The organism is [Clostridium] saccharolyticum WM1, from assembly GCF_000144625.1.
GTDB lineage: Bacteria > Bacillota > Clostridia > Lachnospirales > Lachnospiraceae > Lacrimispora > Lacrimispora saccharolytica.
On record NC_014376.1, the window covers coordinates 702,717 to 719,577 of the forward strand.

The window sequence follows — 16,861 nt, forward strand, 5'->3', positions numbered from 1 at the left end:
TGCAGCTTCCTTTTTATTTTTTCCCTCCTGATTTCAAAAGATCCTTTACGATCAGGTGTAGGTGGTCAAGCTGCTCCCTGTTTAAGTGCTGGGCATCCTCCATTAGTTCTCTTACCTTTGACGGGCTGCTGATGCCGTGGGAGAAAAATTCAGCTGGTTCAATATCCAGATATTCGCATATATAAAAGAAGCCCATCATGGACGGAAGAGCCAGTCCATTTTCTATTTTATGGATATATGTGGGATTCTGGCCAAGGGACAGACTCATATCACGTGCGGATACACCCTTTTGGGCTCTAAGCTCTGAAAGGCGTTTTGAAAAATTGAAATCTATATACATAGGTAGCTCCTCCTGATTCCATAGTATTGCATTTAATGAAATATATGTAGTAAATAATGCAATCGATCACTTGACATGTTGCATTCATTACAATATTATTAGTTATATAAAGTATTTAATGTATGATTATACAGAAAAGTCCGCCATGCGGGCTGGGCGGCTGTCAGATCATGTCGACAGCTGCATCAGAGGAAAGAAGGTACGGTAGATGAAAACTGAAGAAAACCGGATAGAGATGGACAAAAACGCCAAGACTGGGCTTTTGGACCGGATAGCGGCGGATTCGGGCTGCATGTACCTGTCAGATTTAAGAAACTGTATTTCTAAGAGATGCTGCTGCAACGTTGTAGCCAAAATACCGGCAACGGATTATCCCTTAAAAGTATGGGAAGATGCGGTGTGTTATATGACAGGGACAGAAGAAGATTTTAAGACAGCTGAAGCAGCAAAACAACGACTTTTAGAGCTTTTATGAAGCTTATTAATATAATTTGAAAAAAATGTAAAAATGTGTTGACAGAACAAACAAACAATGATAAACTATCCAAGTTGCAGCTGATGAGCGCAGCAAATAAGCAATATAAGTCTCCAAGAGATTTGGGAAAAATAGAAAAAAGTGCTTGACAAAAGCATGGACTTCTATTAGAATATAAAAGCACATTTGGAGAGGTATCGAAGTGGTCATAACGAGGCGGTCTTGAAAACCGTTTGTCCGCAAGGGCGCGTGGGTTCGAATCCCACCCTCTCCGTTGGCAGGTTTTTAGCCGCTAATAACATAGAAGAATCAGCTAACTGCAGAAGTACCCAAGTGGCTGAAGGGGCTCCCCTGGAAAGGGAGTAGGCCGTTAGTAGCGGCGCGAGGGTTCAAATCCCTCCTTCTGCGTCAGCATCTGGGAAATGAAAGTTTCAGGCAGATGCAAAGCACCTTGAAAACAGAAGATTGAACAGTATGTAAAACCCTGAAAATTCTAATAAAACAAGCCATGTTTGATGGCTTTGAATGAGAAAATTTCAGAACGAATACAAGTAATTGTATACGAACCAAACAACAAGTAAAACGGGAAATAAATTAGCTAGTTAGTTGATTTTGACCGTGGATTGAACTGGATGGCTAGTCCGGGCGGTAGGCTCATGAAGCTTTGCTTCATTCGCTACCATTTGCTTCGCAAATGTTCGCAGCTTTCCCATAACTCCCTTATGGAAGTAAACTTCCAACGGGATTTCTGGCAAATCTACGACCGCTTTCAAAGACTATCTGCTTAAATTTGAGAGTTCGATCCTGGCTCAGGATGAACGCTGGCGGCGTGCTTAACACATGCAAGTCGAGCGAAGCACTTTTAAGGAAGTTTTCGGATGGAATTAAAAGTGACTGAGCGGCGGACGGGTGAGTAACGCGTGGGTAACCTGCCTCATACAGGGGGATAACAGTTGGAAACGGCTGCTAATACCGCATAAGCGCACAGTGCTGCATGGCACAGTGTGAAAAACTCCGGTGGTATGAGATGGACCCGCGTCTGATTAGGTAGTTGGTGAGGTAACGGCCCACCAAGCCGACGATCAGTAGCCGACCTGAGAGGGTGACCGGCCACATTGGGACTGAGACACGGCCCAAACTCCTACGGGAGGCAGCAGTGGGGAATATTGGACAATGGGGGAAACCCTGATCCAGCGACGCCGCGTGAGTGAAGAAGTATTTCGGTATGTAAAGCTCTATCAGCAGGGAAGAAAATGACGGTACCTGACTAAGAAGCCCCGGCTAACTACGTGCCAGCAGCCGCGGTAATACGTAGGGGGCAAGCGTTATCCGGATTTACTGGGTGTAAAGGGAGCGTAGACGGCACTGCAAGTCTGGAGTGAAAGCCCGGGGCTCAACCCCGGGACTGCTTTGGAAACTGTGGTGCTGGAGTGCAGGAGAGGTAAGTGGAATTCCTAGTGTAGCGGTGAAATGCGTAGATATTAGGAGGAACACCAGTGGCGAAGGCGGCTTACTGGACTGTAACTGACGTTGAGGCTCGAAAGCGTGGGGAGCAAACAGGATTAGATACCCTGGTAGTCCACGCCGTAAACGATGAATACTAGGTGTTGGGGAGCAAAGCTCTTCGGTGCCGCCGCTAACGCAATAAGTATTCCACCTGGGGAGTACGTTCGCAAGAATGAAACTCAAAGGAATTGACGGGGACCCGCACAAGCGGTGGAGCATGTGGTTTAATTCGAAGCAACGCGAAGAACCTTACCAAGTCTTGACATCGGAATGACCGGTCCGTAACGGGGCCTTCCCTTCGGGGCATTCCAGACAGGTGGTGCATGGTTGTCGTCAGCTCGTGTCGTGAGATGTTGGGTTAAGTCCCGCAACGAGCGCAACCCTTATCCTTAGTAGCCAGCAGTTCGGCTGGGCACTCTGGGGAGACTGCCAGGGATAACCTGGAGGAAGGTGGGGATGACGTCAAATCATCATGCCCCTTATGATTTGGGCTACACACGTGCTACAATGGCGTAAACAAAGGGAAGCAAAGGAGCGATCTGGAGCAAACCCCAAAAATAACGTCTCAGTTCGGATTGTAGTCTGCAACTCGACTACATGAAGCTGGAATCGCTAGTAATCGCGGATCAGAATGCCGCGGTGAATACGTTCCCGGGTCTTGTACACACCGCCCGTCACACCATGGGAGTTGGTAACGCCCGAAGTCAGTGACCCAACCGTAAGGAGGGAGCTGCCGAAGGCGGGACTGATAACTGGGGTGAAGTCGTAACAAGGTAGCCGTATCGGAAGGTGCGGCTGGATCACCTCCTTTCTAAGGAAGAAGAAGTAAGGGTTTTAGATACTGTTGAGTCTTTGGTTTTCAAAGGAAGTAAAAAGAATAAAGAAACACCAAGAGAACCGTAATGTGGAACCTCGCGAATGAAATTCGCTGGGTCGCGGCTGCGCCGCTTATACAATGAATCAAAAAAACTGCTTATGAAAGCAAGCTTTCAACACAGTTTTCCGCTTAATTGTGCACGCATTACTAGTGAGACACGAAATTTCTGGTGCCGATGCGCTTAGGGGAGACACCCGTTCCCATCCCGAACACGATGGTTAAGACTTAAGCGGCCGATGGTACTATGCTGGAGACGGCATGGGAGAGCAGGTGGGTGCCAGATTATTTATGGGGGTGTAGCTCAGTTGGGAGAGCACCTGCCTTGCAAGCAGGGGGTCAAGAGTTCGAATCTCTCCATCTCCATTTGATGTAGTTACGAAGGTGTACTTCGAAAAGCTGACGCTTTTCTCAGTCACGGCATTCCACGCCTATACAATCACATAAAAAACTGCTTAGGAACACAAGTGTTCAACACAGTTTTCCATATGATTGTGCACACTTCTGATTGCATCACGCATGTACCTTGAAAACCACATATTGAAATATATCTAGATAGAGTTTTTATACGGTAAAGTATAAAGACAACATCAAGACATCCGAGGTGTTACATCTAACGATGTAACCAAACAAAACTCGTTAAAGTAACCGTAACGTACGGTGAAATAACAAACCTAAGACCAGAGATACAACGCTATGTATCTTAGATTAGTAACCCGCACCCGCAGGTGAACATCGAATTGGTTAAGCTAATAAGAGCGCAGGGTGGATGCCTTGGCACTAAGAGCCGATGAAAGACGTGATAAGCTGCGAAAAGCTTCGGGGAGGAGCAAATATCCTTTGATCCGGAGATGTCTGAATGGGGAAACCCAGCTGAGCAAACCTCAGCTGTCGTATGGTGAATCCATAGCCATACGTCGGGAACCCGGGGAACTGAAACATCTAAGTACCCGGAGGAAAAGAAAGAAAACTCGATTTCCAAAGTAGCGGCGAGCGAAATGGAAGGAGCCTAAACCAGTATGCGTGCATACTGGGGTTATGGACTGCAAGAAGTGAGACGATTTGTTACCAGAACGGTCCTGGAAAGACCGGCCATAGAAAGTGAAAGCCTTGTATGGGAAAGCAATAGTCAGCGAGCAGGATCCAAAGTACCACGAGACACGAGAAACCTTGTGGGAATTCGGGGGGACCACCCCCCAAGGCTAAATACTACTTAGTGACCGATAGCGCATAGTACTGTGAAGGAAAGGTGAAAAGGACCCCGGGAGGGGAGTGAAAGAGAACCTGAAACCCTGTGTTTACAAGCTGTGGAACCACATTTTAAGTGGAACCGCGTACTTTTTGTAGAACGGTCCGGCGAGTTACCGTTACTGGCAAGGTTAAGCACTGAAGGTGCGGAGCCGAAGGGAAACCAAGTCTTAATAGGGCGAATGAGTCAGTAAAGGTAGACCCGAAACCGGGTGATCTACCCATGTCCAGGTTGAAGTTTCCGTAAAAGGAAATGGAGGACCGAACGCACATCCGTTGAAAAGGGTGGCGATGAGGTGTGGGTAGGGGAGAAATTCCAATCGAACCCGGAGATAGCTGGTTCTCCTCGAAATAGCTTTAGGGCTAGCCTCGTATTAGTCTGCCGGAGGTAGAGCACTGAATTTCCTAGGGGGCGTCAAAGCTTACCAAAGAATATCAAACTCCGAATGCCGGTCAGATGATGTACGGGAGTCAGACTGCACGAGATAAGTTGGGCAGTCAAAAGGGAAAGAGCCCAGACCACCAGCTAAGGTCCCAAAGTGCGTGTTAAGTGGAAAAGGATGTGGGATTTCAGAGACAACTAGGATGTTGGCTTAGAAGCAGCCACACATTCAAAGAGTGCGTAATAGCTCACTAGTCGAGAGGTCCTGCGCCGAAAATGTCCGGGGCTAAAACACGACACCGAAGCTGTGGAATGTATGTAAATACATTGGTAGAGGAGCATTCTTAACGCACAGAAGCATTACCGTAAGGAGATGTGGAGTGTTAAGAAGAGAGAATGCCGGAATGAGTAGCGAGATGGAGGTGAGAATCCTCCAGGCCGAATATCTAAGGTTTCCAGAGTAAAGCTGATCTGCTCTGGGTAAGTCGGGGCCTAAGGCGAGGTCGAAAGACGTAGTCGATGGACAACAGGTTGAAATTCCTGTACCGCATATCATCAGAACTGTGGGGACACAGAACCGAGGAAGAACCCGGGAATGAAAAGACCGGGGCAAGCATTTTACTGGCCAGAATGGAAAATCCATCTGGCAACAGGAAGGTGTGACGCGTACCGAACACAAGTAGGGAAGTCTTCGTAGGGGCTGTCAAGAAAAGCCGCTATTGTGTGATATGTGCCCGTACCGTAAACCGACACAGGTGGATGAGGAGAGAATCCTAAGGCCGGCGGGAGAAGCATTGTTAAGGAACTCGGCAAAATGACCCCGTAACTTCGGGATAAGGGGTGCCTGAGAAATCAGGCCGCAGAGAATAGGCTCAAGCAACTGTTTAGCAAAAACACAGGTCTATGCAAAACCGAAAGGTGAGGTATATGGGCTGACGCCTGCCCGGTGCTGGAAGGTTACGAGGAGGGGTTAGCGGAAACGCGAAGCTCTGAATTTAAGCCCCAGTAAACGGCGGCCGTAACTATAACGGTCCTAAGGTAGCGAAATTCCTTGTCGGGTAAGTTCCGACCCGCACGAAAGGCGTAATGATTTGAGCGCTGTCTCGACAATGCACCCGGTGAAATTGAAGTACCAGTGAAGATGCTGGTTACCTGCGCCAGGACGGAAAGACCCCATGGAGCTTTACTCCAGCTTGATACTGGGATTCGGTACTGCATGTACAGGATAGGTGGGAGGCATAGAAGCAAGGACGCCAGTCTTTGCGGAGCCGATGTTGGGATACCACCCTTGCGGTATTGGGTTTCTAACCTGCAGCCATGACCTGGCTGGGGGACAATGTCAGGCGGGGAGTTTGACTGGGGCGGTCGCCTCCGAAAGGGTATCGGAGGCGCTCAAAGGTTCCCTCAGAATGGACGGAAACCATTCGAAGAGTGCAAAGGCATAAGGGAGCTTGACTGCGACACCGACGGGTGGAGCAGGTAGGAAACTAGGACTTAGTGATCCGGTGGTATAAAGTGGGATTGCCATCGCTCAACGGATAAAAGCTACCCTGGGGATAACAGGCTTATCACTCCCAAGAGTTCACATCGACGGAGTGGTTTGGCACCTCGATGTCGGCTCATCGCATCCTGGGGCTGTAGTAGGTCCCAAGGGTTGGGCTGTTCGCCCATTAAAGCGGTACGCGAGCTGGGTTCAGAACGTCGTGAGACAGTTCGGTCCCTATCCGGCGTGGGCGTAGGATATTTGAGAGGAGCTGTCCTTAGTACGAGAGGACCGGGATGGACTGACCTCTGGTGTATCTGTTGGTGATCAACACCATGGCAGAGTAGCCAAGTCGGGAAGGGATAAACGCTGAAGGCATCTAAGCGTGAAGCCCCCCTCAAGATGAGATATCCCATCGCAAGAGTAAGACCCCTTGAAGACGACGAGGTAGATAGGGCAGAGGTGGAAGCATGGCAACATGTGGAGCTGACTGTCACTAATAGGTCGAGGGCTTAACCAGGTTGGTTTAGGTAAGAGGAAAGAACGGATGAAAACAGATATGTAGCAATGTGTGGTTTTGAGGGTATATGCTTCAATATTCCTCGATAGCTCAGTCGGTAGAGCAAACGGCTGTTAACCGTTGGGTCGTAGGTTCAAGTCCTACTCGGGGAGCTTTGGCCCCATGGTCAAGCGGTTAAGACATCGCCCTTTCACGGCGGTAACACGAGTTCGAATCTCGTTGGGGTCATTGAATGCCGATGTGGCTCAATTGGCAGAGCAGCTGATTTGTAATCAGCAGGTTATCGGTTCGAGTCCGATCATCGGCTTTTAGTAAATTTAATATGTTTGCAGATTATAATGTTTAGGACCTTTAGCTCAGTTGGTTAGAGCAACCGGCTCATAACCGGTCGGTCCTGGGTTCGAGTCCCCGAAGGTCCACTGACACTGAACTAAATATTAGATAATCTGGCCCGGTGGCTCAGCTGGTTAGAGCGCCGCCCTGTCACGGCGGAGGTCGTGGGTTCGAATCCCATCCGGGTCGTTCTGTACTTGAAAGGTACAGGCTTTACAAACCAGCAGGTAAGTTGTATAATACTTACTACCTTGTATATGGGATCTTAGCTCAGCTGGGAGAGCATCTGCCTTACAAGCAGAGGGTCATAGGTTCGAGCCCTATAGGTCCCATTACCATGATGACGAGATGAAATACGCTTTATGAATTCTGCTCGTTGCTGCGGCAGTCGCCAACTGAACATGCAAGCATGTTCGCATGGCTCGTTGCTTGCGCAAATCATGAGAATGCCGGCGTGGCGGAACTGGCAGACGCACAGGACTTAAAATCCTGCGGGACTTACCTCCCGTACCGGTTCGATTCCGGTCGCCGGCATTTGCCTGATGAGGCAAATAAGTGAATATGTGTGTGTAGCTCAGCTGGATAGAGCACTTGGCTACGGACCAAGGTGTCGGGAGTTCGAATCTTCTCACGCACGTACAGAAAACCCTTATTTTATAAGGGTTTTCATAATTTAAGGCATCCGGGAAAGGGTGCCTTTTTTGTATTTGGCTAATATTTGGATGACGATTTAATTTTTCCCTGGAATCAGTATGATATTATGGTCTAGAAGGCAGCCAAGATTCGTTAAAGAACAAAGTTAAAGACCATTCCCGGACTTCTTTTTGTTGTTTGATAAATATAATAATTTTTAAGACAATCGTCCATACTATCATAGAGGTGATAAGCATGGATAAGAACAAGAAAAACCTGGAATCGGAAAAAGAGGTGGCTGAGGAATTGGAAACTTTTAACAACCACTGGGGAACGGGACATTTTTTAGGGCCGAACACACTGAGATATGAAGAAAACAGAGAAGTTTACAAGGAAAAGGACAGCGAGTAGCTGTCCTTTTCCTTATACGGATATGGAAGCTTCCTATATCGGGGAAGTTGGATTCCCCGCTTTACAAATTTAATAAATGGGTGTATATTAACCATGTACCACAAAATGCGCCGGTAGCTCAGCTGGATAGAGCGTCTGGCTACGGACCAGAAGGCCGCGAGTTCGAATCTTGTCCGGCGCATGAAAAGAACAGTTTTATTCAGCGGATAAAAACTGTTCTTTTTTTATATCTGTAACGGTGAATGACTCCGGAATTCAGTATTAATAAAAATTATAGCTTGATTTTTTTTCAGAATTTATTATACTAAACTTAGGGCTTTAGGAAGGTTTTTATCAGGTGCGATGAGGTAGCTGTAGACAATAGGTGCAGTGCCTCTTTTTTTATATCAGGCTGTCAAAATAGCCAGCAGGAGGGTTATTTTTAGTTATGAAGGATGAAATAATACAGAAGCTGGAAGGGCTTCCCGGAAAAATCAGCTTTTTATATGAGAATTTAAAGACAGGTGAAGGTTTTTTTTATCATGAGCAGGAACCCATGCTGGCGGCAAGCGTAATCAAGCTGTTTGTCATGGCGGCTGCATTTGAAAAGGAAAAGAAGGGAACCTTCCGTATGAATGATATATTTGCTGTGAAAAAGGAGGATTGGGTTCCTTCCTGCGGTGCCCTCACCTATCTTCATGACGGGATTCTGGTCACAGGCATGGATCTTGTCACTTTAATGATAATTTTCAGCGACAACACGGCAACTAATGTTTTGATTGATATACTTGGTATGAAAGAAATCAATGAAACAATCAAAGAGCTTGGGTTCCGGCAGACGCTTCTTCAGAGAAAAATGTACGACACAGAAAGGGCGGCCAGAGGGATCCAGAACTACATAACCGGGTATGAAACGGGCAGGCTTTTAAAAATGATGTATGACGGGACTCTTATAGATAAGGAGTCCAGTGATACGATGATTTCTATTTTGAAAAATCAACAGCTTTGCAGCAAGATTCCATTTTATCTCCAGGCTCTTCCGGAAAGTCCGGAGATCGCCCACAAAACAGGGGAGGATACAGGAATCACTCATGATGTGGGTATCGTCTATGGAAAGGAACCGTTTTTGGTTTGTTTCTGCGGAAATGAGACGGATACTCCTGCTTTTGAGAGAATCATGGCTGAAATTTCCCTGGAATTATACAGGGAAGCCAATAAAGGAATTCAGGAAATAGAGGGAGAATAAATGAAGATAGTAAAAATAGAGACGGCAAAGGTCAGCATTCCCCTTGTGACGCCATTTAAAACAGCCCTTAGAACGGTTGACAGCGTAAATGATATTGTAGTCAGAGTTACAACGGATGATGGGAATACAGGATTCGGGGAGGCTCCTCCCACTGCGGTGATCACAGGAGATACTCAGGGCTCCATTCTTTCTGCCATCCAGGAATTTATTGCTCCGGCATTGATTGGCATGGAAATTGAAAATCTGGACGGAATCATGAAGAAGCTTCATGGCTGCATATTAAAGAACAGTTCCGCAAAGGCAGCGGTAGATATGGCTGTTTATGATCTTTTTGCAAAGTCCTGTAAGAAACCCCTATATAAGATTTTAGGAGGCGGACGGGGAGAGATTGAAACGGATCTGACGATCAGTGTCAATGGCATTGAAGAGATGGTTAATGACAGCCGAAAGGCCGTTTCACAAGGCTTTCGCATCTTGAAAATCAAGGTAGGGAAAGAGGGAAGAACAGATGTGGAGCGGATCCAGGCGATCCGAAAAGCGGTGGGGCCGGATATTAAACTGCGTATTGATGCCAACCAGGGCTGGTCCGCCAAGGAGGCAGTCCGGATCATCAGGACGCTGGAAGATATGGGAATTGACATGGACCTGGTGGAACAGCCGGTAAATGCCCATGACTTTGAAGGAATGAAGTTTGTGACCAGTCAGGTATACACCCCAATTCTGGCAGATGAGAGTGTTTTTTCTCCGGAGGATGCCATACGGATCATTGGGGAACGGGCGGCTGATCTCATCAATATTAAGCTGATGAAAACCGGGGGGATTTATGAGGCCTTAAAAATATGCTCCATTGCGGAAAGCTTTGGAATAGAATGCATGATCGGATGCATGCTGGAAAGCAAGATCTCAGTCAGCGCAGCGGCTCATCTGGCGGCCGGAAAGGGGATCATTACCCGGGCTGACTTAGATGGTCCATCTCTTTGCAGGGAAGACCCTTATACCGGAGGGCCTGTTTTTGACGGACCTAAGATATTTATGAATGAAGATCCAGGCTTGGGGATCAGTAAGGTTCCTGCATTTGGTGATTGCTGGAATAAAATAAAATAAATTGGTACTAATCCCAAATGGGTTAGAAATATTAGGAAAATGGAGGAGAATTTATGAAGAAAAGAAGATTGATAGCTGCAGTTTTATGCACCGTTCTTGCTGCTTCTACAGCATTAAGCGGCTGCAGCGGGAAAAAGACCACTGGAGATGGTTCCCAGGCCGCAGGAAAGGAAAGCGGAGCGGGGGAGAACGGAAAGGCAGCTGTGTATACCAAGCTATATGGCGCTGAGGCAACAACACTGAATTATCTTGTATCCCCTTCGGAAAATGACAATAAAATAGGGGCCAACTGCGTGGATACCCTGATCGAATATGACAGCAAGGGACAGATTAAGCCGGGCCTTGCCACAGAATGGACCTATGACGATGCCACTCTTACATGGACATTAAAACTGCGGGAGGCCAAATGGGTGGACAATACCGGCACCGAGGTTGCAGACGTGACAGCTCAGGATTTTGTTGATGCCATGAAATATGAACTGACTCCTGAGTATGAAAGTGCAAATGTGCAGAATCTATTTGGTATCATAGCCAATGCGGAAAAATATTATAATGGATTGGTATATAACGGCGGAGCGGACAAGGATGGAACGGTCTGGGATGCCATAGATTTTTCAGAAGTAGGAGTAAAGGCAGTTGATGAACATACCCTTACTTATACCCTGGAAAAGGAGGTTCCGTATTTTCTTTCCTCTCTGGCCTATGTCGTATATATGCCGGCTTACGGCCCGCAGCTTGCGGAACTGGGAAAGGATTTCGGTACGGGCGCGGATAAGATGTATTATAACGGTGCGTTTTATTTGGCAGAGTTTTCTCCCCAGGAAAAACATGTCTTTAAAAAGAACCCGGTAAATTATGATGCGGATGTGGTTTACATAGATGAGATCCAGGAGATCTATAATGCGGAATACAATACCATAGGACCGGAAATGGTAAAGCGGGGAGAAGTTGATTATGCGGAAATTTCCTCAGACATCCTGGATAATTGGATGGGCAGTGAGGATACCAAGAATTTAATCAGCCGTGAAAGGCCGAGAACCAGCTACTCCTATTTCTACAGCTTTAACTTTAACCCTCAGTTTGATGCCCAGTATGAACCGGAAAACTGGAAAAAAGCAGTGAATAATGAAAACTTCCGAAAAGCCTTATTTGCCGGCTTAAATAAGTCAAAGGAAGTGGCGGTCTTAGAGCCGGCTACTCCTGACGATTTTGTGATCAATTCCATTACCCCGGCTAACTTTACATTTAATGCAGACGGAGTGGATTACACGGCCATTGGCGATATGGCCTCCCTGTTGCAGACTTTTGATGAGACAAAGGCTAAGGAATACCGAGACCTGGCAAAGCAAGAGCTTGGGGCCGAGGGGGTTACCTTCCCGGTTAAGGTGCTCATGCCCTATAATCCTTCTGAGATCAACTGGGATAAGGAATGCCAGGTTGTAGAACAGCAGATGGAAACCCTTCTTGGTACGGATTTTATTGATATCATCGTGGAGGCCGGTCCTGCGGATGGGTTCTTAACGGAAGTACGCCGAGGGGGCAAGTTTGCCCTGATGAAATGTAACTGGGGTGCTGACTATGCGGACCCTGAGACCTGGACGGACCCATTCTACCAGGCAAAAGGCGAGGATGGTTATGACCTGGGATATAAGTACGGAAACATTGCAAAGGCCATTGAAGAGGGAACCCCTTCCGCTGATGCGGCATTGGAATACTTTTCCCTGGTAGAGGCAGCCAAGGATATAAAAGTGGATATCAATGCCCGCTATGAGGCATTTGCCAAGGCGGAGGCCAGCTTGATCAATCATGCGTTTGTTCTGCCTTTCAGCATTTCCGTCAGCAAATATTTAGCCATTAAGCTGGATGTATTTGAAGGCCAGTATGCGCCCTTTGGTGTATCAAACTTAAGGTATAAGGGGCAGCATCTTCAGGATCATTACATTTCTATGGATGAGTATAAGGCCAACAGAGAAGCCAATGTGAAGTAAAGAACCCATGATAAGCTAAGGGGTATTTGGTTCCTGCAGCATTGGCCAGATGCCGGAATTCCTGAAATTCCGGCATCTGGTCCGTTGCTAGCAGACATAAATACCAGTATATGCGCCGGACCATTGGTTTTAAGCCGTTGCCCGGCGGAAAAATACCGTCGGAAAAGGATGTGCCGGAGGACACATCTTCTTCCGAGAGTATTTTTTTAAGAAAACACAAAGGAGCCGAGAAACTGATGTTAAAGTATTTAGGTAAAAGAATCGCACGTTCATTTCTTACGCTGATCATCATTCTGACCGCGGTATTCTGTTTGCTTCGCCTGATGCCCATTGAAGGATATTTCCAGAATTTTGACAAGATGACGCCTCAGCAGATCCAGGTGGGTCTTAAGGAAATGGGTCTTACGGATCCGCTTCCGCTCCAGGTGATCCACTTCTTTAAAGACCTTCTTCATGGGAATCTGGGCGTGTCCAGGATCTACCGTTCCAATGTTCCAGTATCAGATATTCTGGCGGATAAAGTCCCTGTTTCTGTGAAACTGGGTGTCTGGTCCATGGTTGTTTCCCTGCTTGTGGGTCTGCCCATGGGAGCTCTGATGGCACGGTATAAATACAGGTGGTTCGACCGGGTCGGAACCCTGTTTATTGTATGCATCCAGGCAGTTCCTGCAGCCGTTTATTTTCTCTATATCCAGCTTTACGGAACCAGGCTGATGGGAGTTGGCTTGCTCTTCCAGATTGATAATCCCAAGTACTGGGTTCTTCCGGTGGTGTCCATGTCTCTTGGTAATATTGCTTTTTACGGCATGTGGCTGAGACGGTATATGGTAGATGAGAGCAATAAGGATTATGTAAAGCTGGCCAAGGCAAAGGGAATGTCAGAGGGGGGAGTCATGTTTAAGCATATTTTCCGGAATGCTTTTGTTCCCCTGGCCCAGTATATTCCTACCGCATTTTTAAACACGGTAATCGGTTCCATTTATATTGAATCCCTGTACAGCATCCCGGGGATGGGAGGGCTTCTTGTTACGGTGATCAAAAAGCACGATAATACCATGGTCCAGGGGATTGTTCTGCTCTATGCCTGCGTAGGAGTTCTGGGCCTTTTGCTGGGTGACCTGCTTATGGTTATGCTGGATCCCAGAATCAGTCTGGGAAAGAAAGTAGGTGACAGATGATGAAACAGTTTTCTTACCGCCATACAAAAGAAGCGGAGTTCATGGAAAATATGGAGGAAGCAGAGCTGTTCTCCTTTGCAGGCTTTAGCCAGGAGGAAGCGGAGAAAACAGGATACAGCAATTATTCCTACTGGTACAGCACCTTCCGCGCTTTTTTAAAGAACCGGGGAGCCTTTGTTCTTTTGGTGCTTTTGATCATTCTTCTGGCGTTTACCTTTCTGCAGCCCTATCTGCCCGGGCAATATGATCCCAATATGATCATCAACGATGCTAAAGGAATGCAGTTTCGCAACATTCCACCGGGAAAAGATTTTATACTGGGAACCAATTCCATTGGACAGGATTTGTGGGCAAGGATCTGGGCAGGTACCAGGACGTCTCTGATCATCGGATTGTCTGTGGCCTTTGCAGAAGCGGTCATCGGTATAACTGTGGGAGTGATCTGGGGATATGTGAGAAAGGCGGATTTCATCCTTACGGAAATTTACAATATTATCGACAACATTCCCAATACCATTGTTCTGATCCTTATTTCTTATATTTTAAAGCCCAGTGTGAAGACACTGGTATTTGCCATGTGCCTGACCGGCTGGATTCAGATGGCCAGGTTTATCCGGAACCAGATTCTCATGATCAGGGACAGGGATTATAATGTTGCCAGCCGATGTCTGGGGACGCCTGTCAGCAGGATCATTTTAAAGAATCTTTTACCTTATCTGGTGTCAGTCATCATGCTGCGCATGGCACTCACCATTCCGGCTGCCATTGGCAACGAGGTATTTATTACTTACATCGGATTGGGATTGCCGGTGAACATTCCAAGCTTAGGCAACCTGATCAATGAAGGGCGTGTCCTGATCACCAGTCCAGCATTGCGTTACCAGCTGGTCTACCCAACCATCATTCTTTCCTTTGTCACCATATCGTTTTATATCATCGGCAATGCCTTTTCGGATGCCGCTGATCCAAAGAATCACATGTAAGGAGGGGCAGCATGAATCAGGAAAAGATTTTAGAGGTAAACGATCTGGATATTAAATTTGAGCTGAGGGGAAAAGTTCTTCATGCCATACGAGGCATTTCTCTGGAATTATACAAGGGGGAGATTCTGGCTATTGTTGGGGAATCGGGAAGCGGAAAGTCTGTTTTTACCAAATCCTTTATGGGGCTTTTGGAGAGAAACGGGTATGTGGATGGAGGAAGCGCAGTTTATTACGGGGCTGATGACGGGAAGGAAGTGGATCTGACCAACGTCAAAAGGGAAAAAGACTGGCTGAGAATACGGGGCCATGAGATTGCAATGATCATGCAGGACCCTATGACCAGTTTAAATCCCTTAAAGACCATTGGAGTTCAGATCATGGAAGCCGTGCTGCTTCACCAGCAGGTGGGGCGCCGGGAAGCGAAGAAACGGACTTTAAAATATTTAGCCGATGTGGGGATCCAGGATCCTGACAAAAGGTTTGACCAGTATCCTCATGAATTTTCCGGGGGAATGCGCCAGAGGGTGGTGATCGCCATTGCCATTGCCTGCAACCCGCAGATTCTCATTTGTGACGAACCTACCACGGCTCTAGATGTGACCATACAGGCTCAGATCCTGGATCTATTAAAGGAGCTGCGGCATAAATACAGGCTTTCGGTGATCCTCATCACCCATGACCTGGGGGTGGTAGCCAACATTGCGGACCGGGTGTCCGTTATGTATGCCGGGGATATAGTGGAGATCGGCACCTGCGAAGATATTTTCTATGATGCAAGGCATCCTTATACCTGGGCATTGCTTTCCTCTCTGCCTCAGGTTGGAGTAAAGGGGACGGACTTGTTTTCTATTCCGGGAACTCCGCCCAATCTTTACGCGGAAGTAAAGGGAGATGCCTTTGCTCCCCGTAATCCTCAGGCCCTTAAGATTGATTTTGTGAAAAGGCCTCCCTATTTTCAGGTATCCCCTACCCATAAGGCAAAGACCTGGCTGTTGGATCCCAGGGCACCTAAGGCAGACCCGCCGCCTGTGGTCAGCAAAATCAGAAACGGAGGTCTGTTTTAATGGAACGTGAAGTGTTATTGGATGTAAGGGATCTGGATGTGACCTTTGGAGAGCGGAGAAAGAAATATGAAGCAGTAAAAAAGGTAAACTTTAAACTATACAAAGGAGAAACCTTTGGACTGGTAGGAGAGTCCGGCTCAGGGAAAACCACCATTGGCCGGGCGATCATGAGAATCGTGCCAAGTTCGGGAGGAGATATCCTTTACAAAGGGGAGAAGATCAACGGGAAGATATCGGCTGAGCTGGACCGGAAGGTCATTAAGGAAATACAGATGATCTTTCAGGACCCCCAGGCTTCCTTAAATGAAAGGGCAAAGGTGGATTACATCATCAGCGAAGGACTGATGAATATGGAAAAGGGATTGGGGGAGACGGAACGGAAACAGCGGGTGGACCAGGCCCTTCTTGATGTTGGCCTTCTTCCGGAGTTTGCCAGCCGCTTTCCCCACGAATTTTCCGGAGGTCAGAGACAGCGGATCGGAATTGCCAGATCCCTGATTATGAACCCGGATTTTATCATTGCCGACGAGCCCATATCTGCCCTTGATGTGTCTGTCCGGGCCCAGGTTTTAAATCTCCTTAGGGATATGAAGAAAAAACGGCAGATCACCTATCTTTTTATTGCTCACGACTTATCCGTTATGAGGTTTATCACGGACCGGATCGCGGTGATCCGAAAGGGGGAGATCGTGGAAATGGCAGAAACGGAGGAGCTGATTACCCATGCCCTTCATCCTTATACCAGGGCGCTGCTATCGGCAATTCCCATGCCAGATCCCAGGCGTGAGAAGGAGAAAAAGCTTCTGGTCTATGATCCCTTGATTCACGATTATTCATGGGAAAAGCCTTCCTGGAAAGAGATAAGGCCAGAGCATTTTGTGCTGGCAAACCGGAAAGAGGCCGAAGAATATAAGAATTTATACAAAGATTGATGAAGGAAAAACAATGGAGGAACCCGAAGATCAGGCGATTAACAGAGGGGTTCATAATTTTACTGGCTAAGCGGTATGACTTTTCGAGTGATACCGCTTTTTTTGCAATTTTTTTGCATTCCTACTTATTCGTCCTATTATGCCACTACCTGTCACTAATCGTATCCTGGTAAGATATATGA

10 protein-coding genes, 12 tRNA genes and 3 rRNA genes are annotated in these 16,861 nt (G+C 47.2%); 24 read left to right on the forward strand and 1 reads right to left on the reverse strand.

The genetic code is table 11. The features are described 5' to 3' along the window. Nucleotides 1-13: 13 nt before the first annotated feature. Nucleotides 14-340: a helix-turn-helix domain-containing protein gene (locus tag CLOSA_RS03235; protein WP_013271353.1), complete on the reverse strand. Its 327-nt coding sequence runs from the start codon at nucleotides 338-340 to the stop codon at nucleotides 14-16. Nucleotides 341-548: 208 nt separating this feature from the next. On the opposite strand from CLOSA_RS03235, the gene CLOSA_RS03240 reads away from it, so the two are divergent. The 24 genes from CLOSA_RS03240 to CLOSA_RS03355 all read left to right on the forward strand — a co-directional run bounded on the left by CLOSA_RS03240 (nucleotide 549) and on the right by CLOSA_RS03355 (nucleotide 16,679). Then, nucleotides 549-815, forward strand: a complete 267-nt coding sequence (locus tag CLOSA_RS03240; RefSeq protein WP_013271354.1) for a hypothetical protein — start codon at nucleotides 549-551, stop codon at nucleotides 813-815. 188 nt (nucleotides 816-1,003) lie between these two features. Beyond that, a tRNA-Ser gene (locus tag CLOSA_RS03245) sits at nucleotides 1,004-1,089 on the forward strand. A 45-nt stretch (nucleotides 1,090-1,134) separates the two neighbouring features. Continuing rightward, nucleotides 1,135-1,223: transfer RNA gene (locus CLOSA_RS03250), tRNA-Ser, on the forward strand. Between the two features lie 378 nt (nucleotides 1,224-1,601). Next, nucleotides 1,602-3,132, forward strand: a 16S ribosomal RNA gene (locus CLOSA_RS03255). Between the two features lie 231 nt (nucleotides 3,133-3,363). Beyond that, nucleotides 3,364-3,481: ribosomal RNA gene (gene rrf / locus CLOSA_RS03260) — 5S ribosomal RNA — on the forward strand. A 7-nt stretch (nucleotides 3,482-3,488) separates the two neighbouring features. Continuing rightward, nucleotides 3,489-3,561, forward strand: a tRNA-Ala gene (locus CLOSA_RS03265). 376 nt (nucleotides 3,562-3,937) lie between these two features. Then, a 23S ribosomal RNA gene (locus CLOSA_RS03270) occupies nucleotides 3,938-6,828 on the forward strand. Together the 16S, 23S and 5S rRNA genes with 11 tRNA genes alongside form the textbook arrangement of a ribosomal RNA operon. A gap of 79 nt (nucleotides 6,829-6,907) precedes the next feature. Beyond that, nucleotides 6,908-6,980, forward strand: a tRNA-Asn gene (locus tag CLOSA_RS03275). A gap of 4 nt (nucleotides 6,981-6,984) precedes the next feature. Beyond that, nucleotides 6,985-7,056, forward strand: a tRNA-Glu gene (locus tag CLOSA_RS03280). 6 nt (nucleotides 7,057-7,062) lie between these two features. Beyond that, nucleotides 7,063-7,135, forward strand: a tRNA-Thr gene (locus CLOSA_RS03285). Between the two features lie 38 nt (nucleotides 7,136-7,173). After that, nucleotides 7,174-7,247 (forward strand) — tRNA-Ile (locus CLOSA_RS03290). Nucleotides 7,248-7,276: 29 nt separating this feature from the next. After that, nucleotides 7,277-7,350: transfer RNA gene (locus CLOSA_RS03295), tRNA-Asp, on the forward strand. Nucleotides 7,351-7,420: 70 nt separating this feature from the next. After that, nucleotides 7,421-7,493: transfer RNA gene (locus CLOSA_RS03300), tRNA-Val, on the forward strand. A gap of 116 nt (nucleotides 7,494-7,609) precedes the next feature. Continuing rightward, nucleotides 7,610-7,695 (forward strand) — tRNA-Leu (locus CLOSA_RS03305). A gap of 29 nt (nucleotides 7,696-7,724) precedes the next feature. Continuing rightward, nucleotides 7,725-7,798, forward strand: a tRNA-Arg gene (locus CLOSA_RS03310). A 251-nt stretch (nucleotides 7,799-8,049) separates the two neighbouring features. Beyond that, nucleotides 8,050-8,205, forward strand: a complete 156-nt coding sequence (locus CLOSA_RS22525) for a hypothetical protein (RefSeq protein ID WP_013271355.1) — start codon at nucleotides 8,050-8,052, stop codon at nucleotides 8,203-8,205. A gap of 107 nt (nucleotides 8,206-8,312) precedes the next feature. Then, nucleotides 8,313-8,386, forward strand: a tRNA-Arg gene (locus CLOSA_RS03320). Nucleotides 8,387-8,632: 246 nt separating this feature from the next. Beyond that, nucleotides 8,633-9,430 carry a serine hydrolase gene (locus CLOSA_RS03325; protein ID WP_013271356.1) on the forward strand — a complete coding sequence of 266 codons (798 nt, stop codon included), beginning with the start codon at nucleotides 8,633-8,635 and terminating at the stop codon, nucleotides 9,428-9,430. Then, nucleotides 9,431-10,534: a dipeptide epimerase gene (locus tag CLOSA_RS03330; RefSeq protein ID WP_013271357.1), complete on the forward strand. Its 1,104-nt coding sequence runs from the start codon at nucleotides 9,431-9,433 to the stop codon at nucleotides 10,532-10,534. 53 nt (nucleotides 10,535-10,587) lie between these two features. Further along, nucleotides 10,588-12,522, forward strand: a complete 1,935-nt coding sequence (locus tag CLOSA_RS03335) for a peptide ABC transporter substrate-binding protein (protein WP_013271358.1) — start codon at nucleotides 10,588-10,590, stop codon at nucleotides 12,520-12,522. 236 nt (nucleotides 12,523-12,758) lie between these two features. Then, nucleotides 12,759-13,700 (forward strand): ABC transporter permease, encoded by a 942-nt coding sequence (locus tag CLOSA_RS03340; RefSeq protein WP_013271359.1) that lies wholly within the window; start codon nucleotides 12,759-12,761, stop codon nucleotides 13,698-13,700. Further along, complete coding sequence (locus tag CLOSA_RS03345; RefSeq protein WP_013271360.1) at nucleotides 13,697-14,683, forward strand: ABC transporter permease; 987 nt, start codon at nucleotides 13,697-13,699, stop codon at nucleotides 14,681-14,683. The genes CLOSA_RS03340 and CLOSA_RS03345 overlap by 4 nt, the downstream gene beginning before the upstream one ends. Before the next feature lie 11 nt (nucleotides 14,684-14,694). Then, nucleotides 14,695-15,747: an ABC transporter ATP-binding protein gene (locus CLOSA_RS03350; RefSeq protein ID WP_013271361.1), complete on the forward strand. Its 1,053-nt coding sequence runs from the start codon at nucleotides 14,695-14,697 to the stop codon at nucleotides 15,745-15,747. Next, a complete protein-coding gene (locus CLOSA_RS03355; protein WP_013271362.1) occupies nucleotides 15,747-16,679 on the forward strand; it encodes an ATP-binding cassette domain-containing protein in 933 nt (310 codons plus the stop codon). The genes CLOSA_RS03350 and CLOSA_RS03355 overlap by 1 nt, the downstream gene beginning before the upstream one ends. Nucleotides 16,680-16,861: the final 182 nt, after the last annotated feature.

Bases quoted from the DNA above. Each gene is read 5' to 3' on its own strand.
- CLOSA_RS03235 (WP_013271353.1), bottom strand. From the start codon at position 340: ATGTATATAGATTTCAATTTTTCAAAACGCCTTTCAGAGCTTAGAGCC.
- CLOSA_RS03240 (WP_013271354.1), top strand. From the start codon at position 549: ATGAAAACTGAAGAAAACCGGATAGAGATGGACAAAAACGCCAAGACT.
- CLOSA_RS22525 (WP_013271355.1), top strand. From the start codon at position 8,050: ATGGATAAGAACAAGAAAAACCTGGAATCGGAAAAAGAGGTGGCTGAG.
- CLOSA_RS03325 (WP_013271356.1), top strand. From the start codon at position 8,633: ATGAAGGATGAAATAATACAGAAGCTGGAAGGGCTTCCCGGAAAAATC.
- CLOSA_RS03330 (WP_013271357.1), top strand. From the start codon at position 9,431: ATGAAGATAGTAAAAATAGAGACGGCAAAGGTCAGCATTCCCCTTGTG.
- CLOSA_RS03335 (WP_013271358.1), top strand. From the start codon at position 10,588: ATGAAGAAAAGAAGATTGATAGCTGCAGTTTTATGCACCGTTCTTGCT.
- CLOSA_RS03340 (WP_013271359.1), top strand. From the start codon at position 12,759: ATGTTAAAGTATTTAGGTAAAAGAATCGCACGTTCATTTCTTACGCTG.
- CLOSA_RS03345 (WP_013271360.1), top strand. From the start codon at position 13,697: ATGATGAAACAGTTTTCTTACCGCCATACAAAAGAAGCGGAGTTCATG.
- CLOSA_RS03350 (WP_013271361.1), top strand. From the start codon at position 14,695: ATGAATCAGGAAAAGATTTTAGAGGTAAACGATCTGGATATTAAATTT.
- CLOSA_RS03355 (WP_013271362.1), top strand. From the start codon at position 15,747: ATGGAACGTGAAGTGTTATTGGATGTAAGGGATCTGGATGTGACCTTT.